At 54.0% G+C, this 20,848-nt stretch carries 21 protein-coding genes; 9 read left to right on the top strand and 12 right to left on the bottom strand.

Annotated elements, in window-relative coordinates:
• Window position 1 precedes the first annotated feature (1 nt).
• The 3 genes from CJD38_RS16270 to CJD38_RS16260 are packed head-to-tail and all read right to left on the bottom strand — an operon-like array spanning window position 2 to window position 1,688.
• Window positions 2–229 (bottom strand): helix-turn-helix domain-containing protein, encoded by a 228-nt coding sequence (locus CJD38_RS16270; RefSeq protein ID WP_206363041.1) that lies wholly within the window; start codon window positions 227–229, stop codon window positions 2–4.
• Entirely contained in the window at window positions 226–1,167 is a 942-nt protein-coding gene (gene epsC, locus CJD38_RS16265) for a serine O-acetyltransferase EpsC (protein WP_436296049.1), read from the bottom strand. The genes CJD38_RS16270 and epsC overlap by 4 nt, the downstream gene beginning before the upstream one ends.
• A 23-nt stretch (window positions 1,168–1,190) precedes the next feature.
• A complete protein-coding gene (locus tag CJD38_RS16260; protein ID WP_107941440.1) occupies window positions 1,191–1,688 on the bottom strand; it encodes a rhodanese-like domain-containing protein in 498 nt (165 codons plus the stop codon).
• Between the two features lie 214 nt (window positions 1,689–1,902).
• Here CJD38_RS16260 and CJD38_RS16255 point away from each other — a divergent pair, with 214 nt between their 5' ends.
• The gene (locus tag CJD38_RS16255; RefSeq protein ID WP_107941439.1) at window positions 1,903–3,288 is read left to right on the top strand and encodes a WS/DGAT/MGAT family O-acyltransferase; all 1,386 of its coding nucleotides are present in this window, start codon (window positions 1,903–1,905) and stop codon (window positions 3,286–3,288) included.
• 171 nt (window positions 3,289–3,459) lie between these two features.
• Window positions 3,460–4,827, top strand: coding sequence for a cytochrome P450 (locus CJD38_RS16250; RefSeq protein WP_107941438.1), 1,368 nt, complete (start codon window positions 3,460–3,462; stop codon window positions 4,825–4,827).
• 299 nt (window positions 4,828–5,126) lie between these two features.
• On the opposite strand, the gene CJD38_RS16240 is transcribed toward CJD38_RS16250, so the two are convergent.
• Window positions 5,127–5,420 (bottom strand): hypothetical protein, encoded by a 294-nt coding sequence (locus tag CJD38_RS16240; protein WP_146166007.1) that lies wholly within the window; start codon window positions 5,418–5,420, stop codon window positions 5,127–5,129.
• Window positions 5,421–5,782: 362 nt separating this feature from the next.
• Between CJD38_RS16240 and CJD38_RS16235 the strand changes: the two genes are divergently transcribed.
• From CJD38_RS16235 to CJD38_RS16205, 7 genes are all read left to right on the top strand, one after another.
• A complete protein-coding gene (locus CJD38_RS16235; protein WP_107941435.1) occupies window positions 5,783–7,072 on the top strand; it encodes a cellulase family glycosylhydrolase in 1,290 nt (429 codons plus the stop codon).
• Between the two features lie 137 nt (window positions 7,073–7,209).
• Window positions 7,210–7,830, top strand: a complete 621-nt coding sequence (locus CJD38_RS16230; protein ID WP_240783689.1) for a paraquat-inducible protein A — start codon at window positions 7,210–7,212, stop codon at window positions 7,828–7,830.
• A complete protein-coding gene (locus CJD38_RS16225; protein ID WP_107941433.1) occupies window positions 7,827–8,486 on the top strand; it encodes a paraquat-inducible protein A in 660 nt (219 codons plus the stop codon). Before CJD38_RS16230 ends, CJD38_RS16225 begins: the two co-directional genes overlap by 4 nt.
• A 4-nt stretch (window positions 8,487–8,490) precedes the next feature.
• On the top strand, window positions 8,491–10,143 hold the full coding sequence (locus CJD38_RS16220) for a PqiB family protein (RefSeq protein WP_107941432.1): 1,653 nt from the start codon (window positions 8,491–8,493) through the stop codon (window positions 10,141–10,143).
• On the top strand, window positions 10,140–10,772 hold the full coding sequence (locus CJD38_RS16215; RefSeq protein ID WP_107941431.1) for a PqiC family protein: 633 nt from the start codon (window positions 10,140–10,142) through the stop codon (window positions 10,770–10,772). Before CJD38_RS16220 ends, CJD38_RS16215 begins: the two co-directional genes overlap by 4 nt.
• A gap of 89 nt (window positions 10,773–10,861) precedes the next feature.
• Window positions 10,862–11,236: a DUF4345 family protein gene (locus CJD38_RS16210; protein ID WP_107941430.1), complete on the top strand. Its 375-nt coding sequence runs from the start codon at window positions 10,862–10,864 to the stop codon at window positions 11,234–11,236.
• A 17-nt stretch (window positions 11,237–11,253) separates the two neighbouring features.
• Window positions 11,254–11,676, top strand: coding sequence for a hypothetical protein (locus CJD38_RS16205; RefSeq protein ID WP_107941429.1), 423 nt, complete (start codon window positions 11,254–11,256; stop codon window positions 11,674–11,676).
• Here the strand turns inward: CJD38_RS16205 and CJD38_RS16200 are convergent, their stop codons facing one another.
• From CJD38_RS16200 to CJD38_RS16165, 8 genes are read right to left on the bottom strand one after another with little or no spacing between them, the layout of a single operon-like run.
• A complete protein-coding gene (locus tag CJD38_RS16200; protein WP_107941428.1) occupies window positions 11,677–12,465 on the bottom strand; it encodes a hypothetical protein in 789 nt (262 codons plus the stop codon).
• Window positions 12,466–12,475: 10 nt separating this feature from the next.
• Window positions 12,476–13,114 carry a hypothetical protein gene (locus CJD38_RS16195; protein WP_107941427.1) on the bottom strand — a complete coding sequence of 213 codons (639 nt, stop codon included), beginning with the start codon at window positions 13,112–13,114 and terminating at the stop codon, window positions 12,476–12,478.
• A gap of 34 nt (window positions 13,115–13,148) precedes the next feature.
• The gene (locus CJD38_RS16190; protein ID WP_107941426.1) at window positions 13,149–14,177 is read right to left on the bottom strand and encodes an NAD-dependent epimerase/dehydratase family protein; all 1,029 of its coding nucleotides are present in this window, start codon (window positions 14,175–14,177) and stop codon (window positions 13,149–13,151) included.
• A 7-nt stretch (window positions 14,178–14,184) separates the two neighbouring features.
• Window positions 14,185–15,879 (bottom strand): cytochrome P450, encoded by a 1,695-nt coding sequence (locus CJD38_RS16185; RefSeq protein WP_107941425.1) that lies wholly within the window; start codon window positions 15,877–15,879, stop codon window positions 14,185–14,187.
• Window positions 15,880–15,887: 8 nt separating this feature from the next.
• On the bottom strand, window positions 15,888–16,913 hold the full coding sequence (locus tag CJD38_RS16180) for an NAD-dependent epimerase/dehydratase family protein (protein ID WP_107941424.1): 1,026 nt from the start codon (window positions 16,911–16,913) through the stop codon (window positions 15,888–15,890).
• A 26-nt stretch (window positions 16,914–16,939) separates the two neighbouring features.
• Window positions 16,940–17,602, bottom strand: a complete 663-nt coding sequence (locus CJD38_RS16175; protein ID WP_107941423.1) for a sterol desaturase family protein — start codon at window positions 17,600–17,602, stop codon at window positions 16,940–16,942.
• Window positions 17,603–17,606: 4 nt separating this feature from the next.
• Window positions 17,607–19,193: an aldehyde dehydrogenase family protein gene (locus CJD38_RS16170; protein WP_107941422.1), complete on the bottom strand. Its 1,587-nt coding sequence runs from the start codon at window positions 19,191–19,193 to the stop codon at window positions 17,607–17,609.
• Complete coding sequence (locus tag CJD38_RS16165; RefSeq protein WP_146166006.1) at window positions 19,190–20,797, bottom strand: GMC family oxidoreductase; 1,608 nt, start codon at window positions 20,795–20,797, stop codon at window positions 19,190–19,192. Before CJD38_RS16165 ends, CJD38_RS16170 begins: the two co-directional genes overlap by 4 nt.
• Window positions 20,798–20,848 lie beyond the last annotated feature (51 nt).

Below are 20,848 nucleotides of genomic sequence, written 5' to 3'. Positions count from 1 at the left end.
TTTATGCCGCGTCGTTTTCCCAGCGCGTAATCAGCGTCGACGGCGCAACATCTAAGCCCGCAGCCAACTTGCTGATCGTCACTAGTGATGGCGTCACCAAGCCGCGCTCAATCTCGCCGAGATAGCTGCGATTCAAATTCGCCGCTTCAGCCAGCAACTCTTGCGACCAACCTTTTTTCTCTCGCTCTTCGCGCACAACCTGTCCAAATCTTTTTTCAAGAAGGCTCACTTTGCTGCCTCCGTTCCTTCTTGCTGCGAACGAGCCTGTGTAATCTGGCTGCCCGGTGGCACGCTGCGTGTAAGCCATACATTGCCTCCAATCGTTGATCCTTTACCGATGGTGACGCGCCCAAGAATGGTTGCGCCTGCGTAAATAACAACTTCGTCTTCAACAATCGGATGACGTGCTTGCCCTTTCAGCAGCGCGCCATCTTCTGTCGCTTCGAAACGTTTTGCACCTAGCGTTACGGCTTGATACACACGGACGTTCTCACCGATTTGCGCGGTTTCACCAATCACCACACCGGTGCCGTGATCAATGAAAAAATGCCCGCCAATTGTTGCGCCCGGATGAATGTCGATACCGGTTTCCGAGTGCGCCAACTCCGCGATGATGCGTGCGATCAATGGCACGCCGAGCCAATACAGTTCATGTGCGAGGCGGTGATTGATGAGCGCGAGAACACCGGGATAGCACAGCAACACTTCATCTACGCTGCGCGCAGCAGGATCACCGCGATAAGCCGCTTCGACATCCGTATCAAGAACCGCGCGTAAATCCGACAGTGCTTTTGCGAACGAGGTGACAATTTCGCCCGCCTTCCAAGTCAGTACATCAGCCTCAATCGGTTTGTCTTCGTTGCGCTGACGCGAAGTCAGTTCCAGCTTGACCTGAGCAACCAGCGCATTCAGTGCGGCATCCAATACATTGCCGACGTAAAAATCTTCACCATCACGTTTCAGATCGGCAGGACCCAAACGCAATGGAAATAAGGCGCCACGCAATTGCGTAACGATGTCTCGAATAATGTCGCGCGAAGGAAACTCATGCGCACCGAGATCACGGTTGCGCTTCAGTCGCCAACGCTCGCGTGTTTCACGCAGCTCGGTGACGATGCCAACCAAATCCCAATGTGCCGCTTGCGGTACAGATTTACTCACGCCGATTCCTCCTTGAATCTTTGACAGACTCAGTCCTGTACCCAAGGCAGACCGTGATAACGCCAACCATCGCTATTGCCGCGATGCAGTTGTGCGTCGATTTCACCTTCGAAACCTTCGAGAATATTAAAAACGTTATTGAAGCCCGCTTTAGTCGCCGCTTCTGCAGCTAACACCGAGCGCTTACCGCTGCGGCACAGCAAAAGAACAACCTGTTCTTTGCTGACCTTCTGTTCAAACTCGCGAACAAAACGTGGATTGCGTGTGAGCGCCGTGCCGCTAGCCCACGGCACATGCAAGGTGTTGGGCACCTGACCGACAAAGGCGCGCTCTTCAGCAGTTCGCACATCAACCAAAACAGCCACGCCGCTGCCGACCAAATCCCATGCATCTTTCGGAGAAACGCCACCGGCATAATTCAGCGAAGCGGCCACTGCTTTTGCACGCGCGTCATCCAACACGCGATGGCTTGCAGCTGCGCCGGGCGCGCTAGCTGAAGCAAACACTTCTTGAGCTGTGACTGACATCTGAGCTTTCTCCTTTTCTGTGGCGCCTGCGCCTCACATCAGCTGCGCTCTAGCGGCGCTGAACGTGGTGGCAATAGACGGCGATGCAGGGATACTAGGGACTGGCCATGAAACTTAAAAATAATATTAAATGAGTTATATATTCTATTTAGTTATATATGGCGAATCTTAATGAAAGCGATAACATCGCTCCACAATAAGAAAGGAGAAATGCATGGGAACCGTCAAACGTCTCAACCCTTTGGACTGGACCTTTCTCGCCGGTGAAACCCGCGAAACGATGATGCATGTGGGCTCGCTGTCGCCGTTTACGCCGCCAGCCGATGCCCCACCCGATTTTTTGCGCAAGCTGATGGATGAGATTCGGCAGGACGCACAGGTTTACTCGCCGTGGAATCTCAAACTCAAAACGCCGTCGATCATCGCCAGCCCTTTGCAAGGTTGGGTTGAGGACGACAATTTTGATGTGGAATATCACGTGCGTCGCTCAGCACTCCCATCGCCCGGCGACGAACGCGAGCTCGGCATTCTGGTTTCACGCCTACACAGCAACAGCATCGACTTTCATCGCCCGCCATGGGAAGTCCACTTTATTGAAGGACTCGAAGGCGGCCGCTTCGCGATCTACTTCAAAGTGCATCACGCACTCGTCGACGGGTACACCGGCGCCAAGCTGATGGAAGCGGGTCTTTCGAGCAATCCTAAAGAACGCGATACGCCGATGTTCTACTCGCGTGAACCTGCTGAACGCGTTGCGCGTGCCGCAGAAGAAAAAGTGCCAACGCTTGAAGCACTGATGAGCCTTGCCAAAGAACAGGCAGGCGCTTCTCGCAATATCACCAAGGCATTATTCAAAACGCTGGCGCCCGGCAAAGAGAAGAACACGCTGGTGGCACCGATGTCTGCGCCCAAGTCGATCATCAATCAAAAGATCAGTCGCAATCGCCGCTTTGCTACGCAGCAGTTTCCGGTCGATCGCCTCAAGGCTGTGGCCAAGGCTTATGACGGCACACTCAATGACATAGTGTTGGCGCTGTCTTCCGCAGGCCTGCGCAAGTTGATGCTGGAATTGAATGCACTGCCCGACAAACCACTGACGGCGATGCTACCCGTCAACATTCGTCCTAAAGATGATCCGGGTGGCGGCAATGCGGTCGGCTCGATCTTGGCGTCGCTCGCAACAGATATTGAAGATCCGGTCGAACGCTTCCGCGCCATCATCGCGTCGACACGCGAAGCCAAAGCGCAGCTTTCTGGCATGACCAAGATGGGCATCATGGAATACAGCGCGCTATTGATGGCGCCGATGATGCTGTCGCAGATTCCCGGTGCCGTCGGCCGTGTGCGCCCGGCATTTAATGTGGTGATCTCGAATGTGCCGGGGCCGAAAAAGCATCTCTATTTCCGCGGCTACAAAATGGAAGGCTATTACCCACTGTCGATTCCGATTGCTGGTTACGGCCTCAACATCACTGTAGTCAGCTACGTCGACACGCTGAACTTTGGCTTTATCGGCTGCCGCGACACCCTGCCGCATTTGCAGCGCCTGGCCGTCTACAGCCGCGAAGCGCTGGAAGAGCTGGAAGAGGCGCTGCTTTAAAGGGCCTGGCGGGCGGTTTTTGCCGCCCGGCAATTCAGCCTTATTCGTAGGGGTTTCACGTCTTTACACAGAGTTTCTAGAATCGATTCTTAAAACTCATCCGTTTGTAGCTACTCTAGCCTCTTGGCTTGCAGTATGGTCGGCCAAGATATTGATTATTAGGGGGATCACGTGAGTGCTACTGCAGAAACCGTTGCGCTGAAAAAGACGCCAAAAGTACCCGGCCTGCCCCTGTTGGGTAATGTTCTCGACATGGCCAAAGGCCCAGCCGAATTCTTTGTGCACTGCTATCGCACTTACGGTCCGGTTTGCCGCCTCAGCATCCTCGGCGTGAAATATGTGTTGATCTCCGGCGTTGAAGCCGCCAACTTCATGGGCACACGCGCTGGTAAAGAGTCGCTGCGTTCGAAAGAATTCTGGCAAGGCCTCTGCGGCGAGTACGGCGCCAACCGCATGCTCACCGGCGAAGACGGTGAAAGCCACAAGCAACTGCGCGACATCATGCGCAACGGCTACTCCAAAGAATCAATCAAAGGTCGTTACAACGAACTGGTGTCGATCACTGACGGCTCGATCAAACGCGATTGGCAAGTCGGCAAAGAAGTCCCCGTCGTCGAAGGCATGCAGTACATGGTTGTCGATCAGCTCGGCACGATTCTCACCGGCGCAGCGCCGTTGGAATACGTGAAGGACATCCGTACCGCGATCATTTATATCCTCAATGTATTGGTCACGCGTCAGCGTCCCAAAATCCTGCTCCAGCGCCCTGAATACAAAAAGGCCAAGGGCAAAGTGATGGAACTTGGCTACAAGATGATCAAGGACGCCAAGGCACGCTACGCCACGACGAAGCCGGAAGATCGCAACCTGATCGACGACATCATGGCTGCGCATATCGAAACGCCAGAAATCATGCCGGAGAGCGATCTGATCGTTTCTCTCACCGGTCCTTATGTTGCTGGCCTCGACACCGTCGCCAACACCACCGCAGCCGTTATTTACTCTGTGCTCAAGCACCCAGAAGTAAAGGCTCGCGTGCTGAAGGAAGTTGATGAACTATTTGCTGCCGGTGAAGTTGACGAAGACGGCTTGCTGAAGAAGCTGCCGTCACTCAACGGCGCGATCATGGAATCGATGCGTCTGTATCCGATTGCCGTGGCACAGATGCGCACCGCCAACAAAGACTTCGTGTTTGAAGGCCATCAGATTCATGAAGGTGAAATGATCTTCATCGGCACCAGCGTGCCGCATTTCATGGACGAATATTTCCCCGACCACAAAACCTTCGACATCGACCGCTACCAGAAGCCACGCGCTGAGCATCTGCAGCCGGGCGTGTACTCACCCTACGGCCGCGGCCCGCACACCTGCTTGGGCAAGAGCTTGGCTGAAGTGCAGATGGCACTGTCGATGGCGCGCCTGTTCTACAAAGTGGACATGGAACTCGAAACACCTAACTATGTTCTTAAGACCAAGACCGCACCGACGCCTGGCCCAGCCATGGACTTCAAGATTCGCGTGAAAGGCTACAGACACTAATAACGGCGCAAGGATGCGCTGGTCGGTTCACTCCGACACAACTCAAAGCCGACTCGCAGGAGTCGGCTTTTTTTATGGGCAGGATGCCCTGTACCCCATGGGCGCATGGATGCGCAGGAATGGGGCTGTTTGTGCAGAGATGCTATCGCTTGGCGAACGCGAAAGAGCGGAGGTGTTCGTGCCGAAGGGCCCTTACATCAAGGATGCGCAGGAGCGACGCGGTCGGCAAACTAGATACCGTCTGAAATCGAGCGCGCAGAGTTAGCAAAAAGCGGCGGGACCAGATGAAACAACAACCTTTAATTCGGACTAACCGGCCCATCCGGCCCACCCGGCACACAAAGTCCCAACGCAATCCTGCTCACCAACTGCGAGCAATCACTACCCTGCCCTTGCAGATTGATATTCGCATTGAGCACCGGCCCTTTCGCCTTCACGACAACCGCTGTGGGGCTCCCTGTCGATACACGCACGGCAATCTTCTGGCTTGCGATCTGCGTATTGAGATTAATCCCAGGCTCAGCCGCCGAAGCAGCAAGCCCATAAATCCCCATACCCACAACAGCGACTCGCACAAAGTACAAAAATCTCATGGTGCCATTCCCTGTACATGGCAAACGCTTCGAATGCGCGCTTGCAGCCACAATCGATGGTAGGGATGGCCCAAAAAAATAGCGCTGCAGATCCGTGATGCTGCACGAAAGCAATATCTGACTTATCCCGAGGCAAAAGCTCTCACGCTTGAGGAAATCTGCCACACGCGACGGGTGAAATGCGGACAACACTTAGCGGCGAACTGCCAGATCATCCTTCTGAACATGCCTGCCGACAAGCGGCGCACTAACGATAGATAAACGCTCACGTTGGCACTTTAAAAAGAAGTGTGCGCGTCCGATATTGTAAATACAGAGCAATGCCGTAGAAATTTACGGCTTGGAATCAAGGAAGAATCCGCATGTTTTCGAAAGCACAAAAAGTAGCCGCTGCACTTTTCTTGCTTGCGCCACTGATCGCGCAAGCAGCGACCCTACCCGCACCAGCGCTTGCGAATAGCCCGGGTCAGAGCATCCATTTCGTCAAAGGCAATACCAAAGACCTCGACTTGATGGCAGCTGCCGGCGTGAAGGTTGTTCGCGCCGACTTCAAGTGGGACGCTATCGAATCTCAGAAAGGCGTTTACAACTGGGCGCCCTACGACGAGTTGGTCAACAATCTCACTGCGCGCGGCATGCGCCCGTACTTCATTTTGGATTACTCCAACGCGCTATACGAAGAAGTCCGAATTCTTACGCAAAACGGCGTGCCCTATGCCGCATACATTGACGCCCCAAACTCACCAAGTAGCGTCGCCGGATTTTCAGCTTGGGCAAAAGCGGCAGCACTGCGTTACAAATCCAAAAATGTGATCTGGGAAATCTGGAACGAACCCAATATGGCCGCATTCTGGAAACCCACACCCAATGTTGTGGACTACACCACTTTGACTACCGCAACATGTAATGCAATTCACAGCGTGGCACCAAACGCTGTCGTTGTCGGCGGTGCCATAGCCGGCTTGGATTGGAACTATCTCTACGCTTATTTAGGCGCTGGTGTACTGGACTGCATTGATGCCGTCAGCGTTCACGCTTACCGCTGGGATGTACCTGAAACAGTAGACGCGGAATTTCAATATCTGCAGTGGGTGATTGGCCAATTAACGCCAGCATCACGTAGCACTCCAATTCCACTGATCAGTGGCGAATGGGGATATCCAACATTTACCAACGCATATCCGCTGGATTTACAGGCCGCTTATGCGGTGCGCATGCAACTCAACAATCTGCTCAACAACGTCCCCATTTCCATCTGGTATGACTGGAAAAATAACGGCACGGATGCGTCCAATAAAGAACATAACTTTGGCATTGTCACGGCAACACTGGGCCTAAAGCCTGCGTACTACGCCTTAAAAACCCTCAGCCAACAATTGGGCAGTTACAAATTGGTGAATCGAGTAGCGACTGCGAACAGTCAGGACTACATCCTGATCTTCGCCAACGCAGCAGGAAAGAAAAAAGCCGTGGCTTGGACAACAGGCGCCAACTACACGACGTCCATTCTTCCAGACATGACAAGCAACAATGTCCGAGCCACTGTAGTCAGCATGCTAGGCACAAGCAGCGTTGCTCAAATTGGCGCTGCCGGATTGCCGATCACGCTCAGCTTTACGCCGCAATACATTGATTTGAGCTTGCTGCCCTAACTGCAAAAATATCATCAGGCCATGCATTAGCTCAGAGGAAATACGTCGAACCCAAATAGCAATCGCGTCCACTCAAATTTTGTTAGGCTCACATCAGGTCAATACGGACCTGACTCCCAGAAAAATTCAGGCGCACCATGCAATCCCGGTTGAACCCCGCCAGTCTGGTGATCTGCGAATACTGCGATGCGGTGTATAGCCGCACGCCATTAAAGCGCAGAGAAAAAGCTCACTGTCTGCAATGCGGCAGCGAGCTGTATAGAAATGCGCGTGTCGATATCGATGTGATGTTGGCGCTGACTCTGGCCAGCGCCATCATGTTTGTGATTGCCAACTGCTACCCGATTGTTGAACTCAATATGTCGGGCCTGAGCAATCGTGCAACGCTGTGGGACACCCTGCTGTTCACGCTTGATTCAAATGTCGGCGTGATCGCGGTATTTGCAGCGGCGTCTGCATTCTTTTTCCCCCTGATTCAGATTTTGTTATTCGCCTACGTGCTGATTCCACTGCGCGCGGGCCGAAAGCCGCGTGCATTTATTGGAGCGATGCACGCGCTGCGCGAAATGCAGCCGTGGAGCATGGTGGAAGTGTTCATGCTCGGCGCCGTTGTCTCCGTGATCAAACTGACCGCAGTCGCCGCAGTCGCGGCGCAAATTGGCTTGTGGGGTTTCGCCACGCTCACGCTGCTGCTGACCGTCCTCAGCTCGTTTGACCTACAAGACCTTTGGGATCAATCCGAGGCGCTTGACGCATGAACAACTCATCGCGAGCGCGTGACCTCAAACTGATCAGCTGCCATGCCTGCGGACTGGTTCTGGACAATCAAGAAGAACTGCGACATTCGCGGTGTACGCGCTGCGATGAGCACGTCTATACGCGCAAACCCAACAGTCTGTCCCGTAGTTGGGCCTATTTGATTGCGGCGACAATTCTGTACATACCGGCCAATCTGCTGCCGATTATGTTGACCACTAAGATGTACAACACACTGTCGTCCACCATCGTCTCTGGTGTAATCGACCTTTGGCAAGACGGTGCATGGGACTTGGCCATCATCGTTTTTACCGCCAGTGTAGTGGTGCCTATTTTGAAACTTGGCCTGATGACTTTTTTATTAATCAGCACGCAACGTAAATCGACTTGGCGTCAGCGCGAGCGTACGAAGCTTTACCGCATCATTGAGCACATCGGTCATTGGTCGATGCTGGATGTTTTCGTCGTGGCCCTGCTCATAACGCTGGTACACTTCAATAAACTTGCACTGGTCCAAGCTGGCCCTGGCATCGTCGCATTTGCAGCCGTTGTTGTACTGACGATGCTCTCGTCAATGAGCTTTGATCCACGACTGATTTGGGATACGGACGAACCCAAATCAAGCACACCTCCAGATAACGGCCAAACAAACGGTTAACAGGATGTCGACTCCAGAATCTCCAGACTACGCAAGAAAGCTACCGACGCCGGAAGTAAAACCCCCGCGCCGTGGAAGCCTGTCGTTAATCTGGTTAGTGCCACTGGTCGCGGCCCTCGCCGGCTTGGTGCTCGTTGTGCGCGGCGTTTTGCAATCTGGCCCCACGATCACCATCACCTTTGATAGCGCCGAAGGTCTGGAAGCAGATAAGACCGAAGTTAAATACAAAGATGTGGTGATTGGAAAAGTTCGTAACCTCGCGCTTAGCAGTGATCGCTCGCATGTTGTCGTAACGGTTGACCTCAGCAAAAACGCGTCCAGCATCGCTGTCGACGACACGCGCTTCTGGGTTGAGCGTCCGCGCGTGGGCTTGGGCGGCATCTCCGGTATCAGCACCTTATTGTCTGGCGCGTATTTGGGCGTCGACATCGGAAATTCAACCAACGAACAAACCGAATTTGTAGGCTTGGAAAAACCGCCTGCAATTGCACATGATTTGAAGGGCCGTCGCTTCATGCTTCACACCACTGACGCCAGCTCACTCACGGTCGGTTCTCCAGCCTACTTCCGCAAGATGCCGGTGGGCCGCATTACTGCGGCTGAGCTCGACGCCAACGGCAAGGGCGTGACCATACAAGTTTTCATCAATGCGCCTTACGATAAATTTGTTGGTACCAACACACGATTCTGGAATGCCAGCGGCGTCGATCTCACCTTGAATGCGGCAGGCCTTAAGGTCAGCACTCAATCAGTTGCGACAGTGCTTGCCGGCGGCATCGCTTTCCAAGCGTATAGCGAAGATAAACCCGGCGAGCCTGCGAAAGAGAACGCCGAATTCACACTGTTCAGCGATCAGATGACTGCGCTCGCGCCACCCGATGGCATTGGCATCGACATTCGCATGGTGTTTGGTCAATCGACGCGCGGCCTCACGGTTGGCTCGCCGGTTGATTTCCGCGGCATTACGCTTGGCGTCGTTAAGTCGATTCAGATTGACTACGATCCCAACACGCGTGTCTTCTTCACCAATGTTGACGCTGTGGTCTATCCAGAACGCATGGGCCCGGTCTATCACACACTGCTGAAAGCCGAACAATCATTGGGCCTTGCGCCGACGGATATGGTTGCGCTGTTGGTTGGACAGGGCATGCGCGGACAAATGCGTACAGGCAATCTGCTCACCGGACAGTCTTACGTTTCGCTGGACGTCATCGCCAGAGCCAAACCTGTGAAGTTTGATCCCGACACCAGACCGCTGATCATTCCGACCACGCCAGGCAATCTCGAAGAAGTGCAAGCACAGATTCAAAACATCGCGCGCAAACTCGACGCCGTACCGTTCGACAAGATCGGTAACAACTTGAACGACACACTGCGCAGCGCTGACAGCGTGTTCAAGCAATTGGATAAGGATCTCGCGCCGCAAGCCAAGAAGATGCTGGAAGAAGCACAGCGCACACTGCAATCGCTGGATCAGAATCTGGTCTCACCGGATGCGCCGCTGCAGCAGAACGCAGGCCGCACGCTGGAACAAATCGACGCTGCTTCGCGCTCGCTGCGCGCACTGGCGGATTATCTTGAGAAACATCCGGAGTCGTTGCTACGCGGCAAGCCAGTCGTCGCAGAACCCGCCGCTCCTAAGGAAGCTGCACCATGATCATCCGCACCTCTCGTCGACTCCGTTCGCTTGTAACACTGCTCGCACTATCGGCAAGCGCCTGCGCAACGCCACAAAGCGTCACCAGCTATTACACGCTGATGCCTGACAACAGTGCCGCAGCAACGGCAACAGATAGCAGCTATCAAATTGAAGTGATGAAAGTTGATGTGCCGATGCAAGTCGACGTGCCACAAATCGTGGTGCGCACAGGCGCAGGTGAATTGGTCCCCGTTGACTCACGTCGCTGGATCGCCCCGCTCAGCAATGAGCTGCATGGCGCTTTGTCGTGGAATCTCACACGTACCTTAGGTGTACGTGATGTAGCAGGCTTTGGCAGAAACAACAGCACGCCGATTTATCGCGTCAATCTGCGCATACAACGCTTTGACTCCGCGCCCGGTGCTTACGCTCGCATTGACGCGCTCTGGTCTGTCCGCCTGAGCAACAACGACGCCGCACCTGCCGTTTGCAGCAGCAGCGCCAACATCTCCGTTGGCGCAGGCTACGCCTCGCTCGCGCAAGGACACCAAAAAGCCATTGCGCAGATCTCGGAAGAGATTGCAGCAAGCATTCGCACCGCACGCAGTACCGGTCGTGCGCCTAGTTGCGTTACGAGCGCCCAGTAAAATATTGAGAAGCTCCTAAGCCGTTGTTCGTTGTATCGGGCGCAAGACCCAGATATCTTTGAACACAACGCACATAAGGAGAGTGAGCGATGTTTTTCTACCTCGTGATTACTGGGGCACTGTTCTTAATCGTCGGCTTGCGCGCACTGTTTCGGCCAGTCGAAGCCATCGCCGTTCCCTACTCTCTAAGCGCCAAAAGCATCGACGCTAAAAACTACCTGCGCTCCGGCGCGGGTGGCGTCGCCATCGCTGCTGGTGCCGTGATGGTTGCCAGCGCATTTATTCCCAGCCTCACACTCGCTGGCGTACTGATCTCAATGACAATTCTCGGCGGCTTGGTCTTCGGCCGCGTCGTCAGCCTGCTGCTCGATGGCAATCCGGGCATCACGCCTTGGATCTCAGGCTTCTTTGAATTACTAGGATTTCTCAGCGGCGCGTATTGGCTGCAGTTTTATCTGAGCTAAGGAGAACGCCACGCGTGATGTCGATCGCTCGCGTCCTGCTGGTTTTGGGGCTCATCGGCTTGGGCGCGCGCTGGTGGACCGAATACCGCGAAGAGCGCGCGCTAGCGGCAGTGACAAGTCCCAATGGCTTCTTGCCAGTACCGATGCCAGCAGACACACCGCAAAACACCGTTCTGATTTTCGCCCCGCTCAACTGCCCGCGTGAACACGCACAGCGTGCTCGCGAACTGGCGAAGAAACTGACTGAGCTGGGCATACAGAACATTCAAACATCGCACTATCCCTCGGTCGCCTTCCAACCGACTGAAGAAAAACTCGCAAGCTTTAAACGTTTGAATGTCGTGATGACAGGAGAAATTCCCATCGCGCTCGTCAATGGCATGGGAAAAGCCAACCCATCCCTTGATGAGTTGGTTTCCGAATACAAGCGAACTCAATAGTTACAGCGATCCCACCCACTTCGCCGCAATGTCGAGCATATAAAGCGTCAACATGCTGGCACTTAAGCCACCAGCGACGACTTGCCACCAAGTCCACGTCTTTTCACGCGTCTCGTCGATGAAGTAATAGATCGGGAAACTAGCAATGAAATACGTTGCGTAAATTGCCGAGCCATACTTCAACATGATCTCGAGCTTCTGGTAATAGAACGTCGTCGCCAACATTGGATTGGCCATCGACTTGGTTTCCATCCACGCCCAGAAATAGCCGATCACGAAAACGCTGATCGCAAAAACCACATAGCCGCCACCGAGACGTCGCAGCGCGCGCAATGCAATGTTCGCAGTCGCGTGATAGGTCAAGAAGAACACCTGCGCCCACGGGTACATGATCAGCGGCACGGTTTGCTTACCGCTGCCCACCAACGCCGAATCAAGCGTAGTCGTGACAGTCGGATAGCTATAGACCATGCCCAGCACATCGAAGAAATACTCGCTGCCGAAATAGCTGCCGAAAAACTGGAACACCGCCAGATACAGATAGGCTTTGAACCAGTAGCTGTCGTACCAAGATTTGGTCGTGAAGCGCGGTGCGAGCAGCATTGGGATCAAGAGCGGCAGAATCGCTACGGTGAAACTGTAGGCCAGCAACGCGCTATCGCTCCAGCGATTGCTCGCATCGACGAAGACCTGAAACCCCATCGACGCCATCCAGATCGGCGAGTAGATCAGGAAGAATTTCTCGACCCAGGCTTTATCCGGGTTACTCGAAAACAGGCTGCTGCTCATGCGTGCGGCCTTACTTGCCAGCAATCGCGATTTTCACAATCGCGAAGGCGTTGCGTGTTTTTTCCCAGAGCGTCAGATCAGGATGCAGCTTGCGGTGGCCCGGCAACATCTCGCCCTTGGCCATGCGATGAATTTTTTCTTTAACGATTGGCGACAACGCGCCAGCACCGGCAAGCTGGAAGAAGGTGTCTTTGGCATTACCCATATCAAAGAAATCGCGCTGCCATTTCCACTGATAGTTGCCGCCGTATTCAAACCAGGAACCACCAATGCCTTCAATTGCGATGAATGAACCATCTTTGCGTTTGACCGGTGACACCTGACGCCAGAAGCCAATCACCGTGCCACGCTTCTCGTCGATGATGATGTCGTGGTAGGGATATTCCCAACCTTCAAAACCTTTCATCTGATAGCCAATCGCAACGTCGTGAATCTCTTTGCGACCGTTGGCGACAAATTCTTGTTCAGGCCCAATGTTCCAAGAGTAAATCGCGTCTTCGGTATACATCTCACTGAGATGCTTACTCCAATCGCCTTCACGCTCAGAAGCGATATTGGCTTCCAGCCATTTTTCAACCATCGCTTCCAACTCAGCGCGTGGATAAGACTGATTCGGTGGTGCAATCGAAGGTGCGCGACGTGCAGGCATGTGAGTTCTCCCTTTTATGATTGTTGTGAAATGGTTATGTGTTGTTGAGTCGCTTGTTATCGCGACTCGGCAGATGGCCCGCCTTGGCCATCCACTTGAAAGCATCGGCAAATGTTTCTGCGCCATCACGGAATTTGAGGCCGGAATGGTTAAGGTACTTGCTGGAATCCGCAGGCGACCATTGCGTGACAAACGACATCGCCTCTGCAGAAACCTGCGTCTTGAACTTGATCACTTTCTGTAGCGCGTCGACTGCCGCGCCCATACCACGCAGCGCTGCGGCTGGCGAATGGAATGCGAGGACGCGACGGCCAAGGCCGGTTTCCAATTTCTCGCGGAAGATTTTCCACGGGTAGTAGTGGCCGCCGATGATGTAACGGCTCTTTTCAAAATCAGACTGCGGCGGATGCTCCAACAGATAACGATGCGCCTCTGCCAGATCACGCACATCAATCGCTTGGAATCCGCTGGTCGTCATCGGAAAGCCTTTCGTAATAAAGGCGATCAGGCCGTGATTGGCTTCGCTGAGCTTGGGATCATTCGGTCCGACGACTGCACTCGGGTAAGTGATCTGAACCGGATGGCCTTTAGCTTGCAGCGTGCGCACATATTCATCGCTATCACGCTTGGAACGTGAATAAGGCTCCTTGCAGGGCGCTAGCGGAGTGTCTTCATTGGTTGTGAGCAGATCAGGCCAGAACAAGGCGCTGAGGCTAGAGACATAAATGATATTGCGAATACCCAGATCGCAAGCACTGCCGATCACGGCCTTCATGCCCTGAACATTGTTGTCGTATGTTTCCTGCGCGCGCGCAGGATCGAGCGCAACGATGGCGGCGGCGTGCAGCACGGCATCGCAGCCTTTCATCGCAGGACGAATCTTTTCTTCGTCACGGATATCCGCCACCAAAAAATCATCGACGACAAACCCATGTTCCGCAAAGTACTTGCGCGCGGCATCTTCGTTACGCACCAGCAAACGCACTTGATGGCCCGCCTTCAGCAAGGTCAGCGCGGTATGCGCGCCAACGAATCCTGTTGCCCCGGTAATAAAAACTTTCATGCGCGCCTTACTCGTGCACGATCTTCAATGCAGAGTTGGGGCAGAACTTCACAGCCTGTTCAACCTTCTCCATTTCTTCTGCTTTGATTTCCGGCTTGCGGATTTCCAGATTGTTATTGCTATCCACATGGAAAGTCTCAGGCGCTTCACCCATGCACATCGCATGCCCCTGACAAAGACCGCGATCCACCACCACCTTGAAAACTTTTGGTTTCGGCGCTTCCGCTGGCGCTGCTGCCTTAGCCGCGGCCGCATGAAAAGGACAACCACCTGCAATAGCTTCCGCCACTGACGCAGCATCGGTGGCGCCTGCGCCACGCATCGGATGCGCATGGTCTTTACGCATGCGATAACGAATCTTGGAAGGCGACTTCGGCTGCACGATCATCTGCGTGTAGTCGTCGACGTAAGTTTCTGGCGGCGCCATCAACTCAAAGTCGTAGCGACGCAGCAACACGGCGAAAATTGCCTTGATCTGGAACATCGCGAAGGCATTGCCTGAGCACTTATGACGACCGCCACCAAAAGGCTGGTAGGCCATCAGGTTCTTGTCTTCCTTGCGCTCTGGCGAGAAACGATCCGGATCAAACTTCAAGGGATTCGTGAACAGACGCGACAGGCGATGGGTGACCGGCGGACTCGCCCAGACCATATCGCCAGCCTTGATCGTGTAATTCTTGAACTGTAGATCTTGCGAAACCTTGCGCATCAGCACGATCAGCGGCGGGTGTAAGCGCAGCACTTCCTTCAGCACGTTCTCGAGAATATTCATCTCGCGTACGCTGTTGAAGCTGACTTCGCCGTTCTCGCCAAGGATCGCGTCCAATTCAGCCTGCGTCTTGCGCAGTAAGGAACGGTCCTTCAACAGCTCCAGCAACACCCACGCTGCCGTACCGGAGCTCGTGTGGTGTCCGGCAAAAATCGCCCCGATCAGCATGCCGGTGATTTCGTTATCGTCGAGCTTGGTGCCGTCCGCATAACGCATATCGATCAGCGACTGGAAAAGATCGCTGGGCTTCTCGGTCTGCGCGGTACGCTTTTTGACGATAGCGCCGACTAGTTCCTGCAAACGAACGCGTGCGCGATCGCGGCGTTTGAACTTAGGAATCGGAAGATTAGGAAAGTTATACGCCAGTGGATTCACGCCCTGCTCAAGGTCGTGATAAATGTGCGCGAACTCTTCGCTTAGCTCGTAACGAAACTCACGGCCAAGCAAGCAGTGACTAGCGGTGTTGATGGTGAGCTGCTTCATGAACTCGACCAGTTCAATTTCGCCGCTGTCACCCCAATTCGCGATGATGTCTTCGACTTCTTGCACGATCTTGTGCGAGTGGTCGCGCATGGCTTCCATGCGCAGCGCCGGCATCAGCATTTTGAGCTGTTCGTTCTTGCGATCGTTTGGCGCATCAAAAATGATGCCTGGCCCGAAAATCGGCGTCATCAGCTTGTATGCCGCTGACTGGTCGAGTTGATCATCAGTAGAACGATAGAACACTTCGCTGGCTTCATCGCCCGTCAACAGAACAATGTTCTGTCCGAGCATGGTGAAGGAAGCAATTTCACCGGTCGTCGTGGCGACCTTCTCCATAAACTTGTAGGGGTTGGCCGCGAAATTGAACATCTGCCCAATCCACGGCAAGCCGCCCTTCGCCTTCGGCGGTGCGCTTCCTTGCTGCGGCTTGATGGTAGTTGGTGCGTTCATGTCTTCTCCTACGCCGCTTTTGCAGTGTTGGATTGCTTGGCGAGTTCAGCAAGCGTCAGCTTGATGCCTTCCTTCAGCGAAACCTTCGGCGTCCAATCCAGATCACGTTTGGCTTTGGCAATATTGAAGTAATGATGCGTGACCATGTACTTGATCGCGAAGCGCGTCATGCCGTCTTCTGCATTCAGCGTTCCGCCCTTCAGTGTGTCGATGCCTTCAGCAATCGCGGCGACAGAGTATGCAAGCCAATACGGCACCTTACCGGTGATCTTTGGATAGCCCATCTCGACAATGAAATCTTCGATGAAGTCGAAGAAGGCGATCGGTTCTCCATTGGTTACGAAGTAAGCCTGACCATTGACCGCTGATCCCGGCACCAGACGATCTTCTGCAGCAACCACAGCATCAATCAAGTTGGTGATGTATGTGAAGTCAGACAACTTGTCACGATCACCCACTGCGCGAGTCAACTTGCCCGCCTTGGCCTTCTGCATGATCGACGGAATAAAGCGATTGTCACCTGCGCCAAAGATCACATGAGGACGAATCGCACAGGTGAGTGTTTTGGTTTTGCCATTGAAAGCGAGAACAGCTTTCTCGGCGGCGATTTTGCTATCCGCATAAGGCGCTTGTGAGACACTGCAGTAGGGCAAAGTTTCATCGCCGTTCTCAATATCTTTTCCTTCGTAAACCGCACTGCCGGAACTGATGTAGACGAGACGCTGAACGCCCAGATCACCGCAGGCCTTCATGATGTTCTCGGTGCCGGTCAGATTCACGGCCCACACATCTTCAATACGGTTCTGCTTGGTGTGAACGAGCGAGGCGTTGTGAATAACGCTGTCGAAGCCCTTGAGCGCTTCATACACAGCCTTAGCATTGCGAATGTCGATCTGTACAAATTTTACATCGCTGCGATAACCGCCCTTGCCCATGTCCATGCAGGTGACGTCATGGCCGTCATCAGCAAAGCGATCAACTAATGCGCGACCGACAAAACCCAATCCGCCAGTGACCAGAATTTTTCTTTTCATTGTGTGCTCTCCTCTCTTTATTCGTTTTATTCGGCAGTGCCGAAGGCCTGATCCCAGAACGGGAAGATCGAGGCATAGTTATTTCTAGCTTTGTGATGATGCACGTCGTGCTTCTCAACCCAGAAGTTGAACAGACGGAACGACGGGTGCGGAATGATCAGATTGGAATGCACGATCAAGTTGATCGACGAATGAATCGCAAAGATCGCCAAGAACGAGAAGGTGCTGATCGGCCCAATAATGACGATAGCCAGAATCAACAAGCCGAGTCCACCAATGTTCTCAAGCGGGTGCAAGAAGATGCTCTCGCTGGCCGTTGGGAAACGCACGCGATGATGCACCGCGTGGCAAAAACGCATTACTTTGCGAATGTGCATAAAGCGATGGAAGAAGTAATACATGAAGTCGTACAGCAACAACACGCACAGCACTTCGCCAAAGAAGGTGGTGAAGCCTGGCCAACCGGCGACCATTGACGTTTCGCCAAGGAAGTAAAAGAACGAGGCGAAGATCAGCAGCGACAGAACGTTATTAAGTCCTGTATTGACGCGACGACGCATCAGCGGAATTTGCGGCGTGGGCGAGGTACGAATGCGGTAGCGTGCAAATGCCGGCCAATCCAATGCCTGCATTAACAAGCCGTCAAACGCGAGGATTGCACCCCAGCAAATAAAAAATGTGGCGTCCATAAAACTATCCTTTGGATTTCATTGAGAGTCGGATCAGCGTCCACAGACTGGCGAGCCTGTCAGTCCAACTGCTGGCGTAGAGCATGCGAATACTGGCGTGCGCATTGGCGTAGACACTCGGGCCGACTGGATAAAGTTTCGGTGGAACGCTGAATCCGAAACGATCAGTCAACACGGCCTTCGCGTTGGTGTATGCACGCAAGCCATCGCGGCCATTCATGCGGCCGAAGCCGGAATACTTCACACCGCCAAAAGGCAGATCCTGATTCAGATAGCACATACCGAAGTCGTTGATGCAGGTACCACCCGCTTCCAGCGCATCTGCAATGCGCTCGCCACGTGCGCGATCCTTAGTCATCACGGATGACTGCAAACCGAATTCACTGTTATTCGCCAGAGCAATCGCAGCCGCATCATTCGGCACGCGCATGATTAACATCACTGGGCCAAATACTTCTTCACGCGCAATGCGCATATCTGGCGTTACGTTGACGAGAATCGTCGGTGGATAAAAGTTGCCCGGACCTTTTGGCAGCACGCCACCGACGAGTGCCTTCGCACCGTTCGCCAGCGCATCCGATACCAGCGTGTCGATCACCTTGATCTGCAATGGCGAGCAAACAGCGCCAACATCAAAATCACCGGGCTTGGTCGGAGCGCCTTGACGCAGATTGCCGGTAAGTTTTGAAATTTCAGCGACAAATTTGTCGTAGACCGCATCAAGAACAATGATGCGCTCGGAGGCAATGCAGTTCTGTCCGAGATTGATGAAGCAGCCACCCAAAGCTGAGTGCACGGCCTGCTGCAAATCGGCGTCTTCACAAACAATCATCGGGTCTTTACCACCCAGCTCCATGATCACAGGAGTCAGATGTTGCGCGCTACCTTCGATGATGCGACGACCATTTCCGACCGAACCAATAAACAGAATCTTCTGCACGCCGCTACGCACAAGCGCAGCGCCCGTGTCGCCGTAGCCATTGATGATCTGAACGGTATCAGCAGAGAAACCTTCTTTAGCCAGCGCCTTATCAATAATGTTCTGGAACAGCTGCGTTGACCAAGCCACAGCTTCCGAAGCTTTGACCAGCACCGCGTTGCCTGCCATCAAGGGCGCAGCAATTGAACCGAAGACGTTCTGGAATGGATAGTTCCAAGGCACGATGCAAGCGACGACGCCAAGCGGACGATATTCAATGCGACCTGCCTTGTGCATCAACAAGCCTGACGGAACCTTCTCAGGCTTGAGAAACTTCTCGCCGTTCTTGATCACCCATTTGGTCTTGTTGCAGACCGGCATGACTTCGCCAAGGATGGCGTTCTCGTAAGTCTTGCCACTGTCTTGCACGACGGCTTCGCAAATCTCATCGATGTTTGCGAGCGTAAGATCAATGATGTTCTGCAGCACTGCACGACGCTGCGCGAACGTGCTCTGCCCCCACTTTTTCTGTGCGATGCGCGCGCGTTCGACAATCGCTTTCACTTCATCCGGACTTGATGCGTGCACGCTACCAAGGCGCGCGCCCGTTGCAGGATTTAGACATTCGATTTCGGTTGGCTGCGGCGTGTGGATATGTAGTGATGCGCTCATGAAGATTTTCCTTCCAATATAAAGTTTGCCGCGCGATAACCAATCATCATGCTGGGAGCGTTAAGCGCAGACACCGGAATCTCCGGCATCACTGACGCATCCGCCACACGCACATTGCGCAGACCTTTGACTCTGAGTTTTGTATCGACTGGGCTGTCCACGTCATCACCCATGCGGCAGCTGCCGCAGAAGTGGAACGTGGTCATCGTTGCTGCTGTTGCCCACTTCCAGATTTTTTCTTCTGACGCGTTCGTGCCACCCAGCGATAGTGGTTTGGCTCCCGCCTGTGCCAGCGCTGGCTGCTCGGCGATCTGTCTCGCCTTGGCAATACCAGCAAGCAGCGTCTCGCGATCACGCGGCGATTTGAAATAAGCCGGGTCGATGCGTGCGGGCGCAGCTGGGTCTGCCGAGTTAAGACCGATGCTGCCGCGTGAATCCGGTTTGCCAAGAATCACGACGATGCCAAACACCGTTGAGACGTAGCGTTGCAGCCACGGCAGTTTGAACGCCAGATCAATCAACACGCGATAGAAGCTGCGCAAGAATCCGAGCTTGTACAACGGCCCCGGCAACGCAATCAGCGGCACCATGCGATGCATCGACTGATGCAAGGTTCCCGGCGCTGCGAAGCAGACAAAACAGGTATCCGGGGCCTCATTGGTTTGCGCATGCGCTGGGCGACGCGCTGCATCAAAGCCATAGAGTTGCGGATATTTGAAATCCACTGGCTGCTCTGCGCGATAGAACACGCAGACATTGGGATGATCATGCAGATGTTGGCCAACGCCAGGAATATCTTTGATCAGACGAATGCGCTGTGCCTCGATTTCCTGACGCGGCCCTACGCCGGAGAGCATCAAGATCTTTGGTGTTTCCAGCGCGCCTGCGCACAGCACAACTTCCTTGCTGACGTCGAACGTTTTGATCTGTCCTTCAATCTCGCATTCAACACCCACGGCGCGCTGGCTATCGCCAAAAACTAAACGACGCACCGATGCGTTGGTGACAATCTGCAGATTCGGCACCTGACGTTCATGCAGCCATGCACGATAAGAACTACGACGACCACTCTCGTCATAGTTCATGTCATTACAGCCGACAACACCGCCGAGCTCGCCATCGTTCATGCCGTCCTTGCGCGTAAAGCCGGCGGACACCGATGCATCAATAAAACGCTGCGCGAAAGGCGTCGGCACGCGTGGGCGGATGCCGATGCGCTTCTCCACTGCTTCGAAGTGTGGAACCAGATCGTCGTAGTGCCAGCCCTTTGGCCAGCGCTCAAAATCACGCTTATCACCGCGTGTGTAGACCATGCCATTGACTGCGCCACTACCGCCCATGCCACGGCCAGTTCCGAGAAACAGTTTGCGGCCACCGCAGCCTTCCTGCGGCGCGCTCATGCGATGGAACATCAGATCATCGTTGGCAAAGGCGTACTTGAAGCCATCTTCGGTCAGCGTTTCAGGATGCTTGTCCCCAGCATCGCCACACTCCAGCAGCAATACAGAACCCGCGCCTTCCTCTGCCAGGCGCGCAGCCACGATGCTGCCCGCAGAGCCGCCGCCGACCACGATGTAATCGTATTGATTCTGTTGGCTGGTCACGTTGGCCGCCCTCACGGCCTCGCTTGCATTAATTAGAAATTAGAATTACTT

Source organism: Stenotrophobium rhamnosiphilum (assembly GCF_003052265.1).
GTDB classification, from domain to species: Bacteria; Pseudomonadota; Gammaproteobacteria; order Nevskiales; family Nevskiaceae; genus Stenotrophobium; species Stenotrophobium rhamnosiphilum.
The sequence above is the reverse complement of the archived record's forward strand: the minus strand, read 5'-3'. Positions and strand labels throughout refer to the sequence as shown.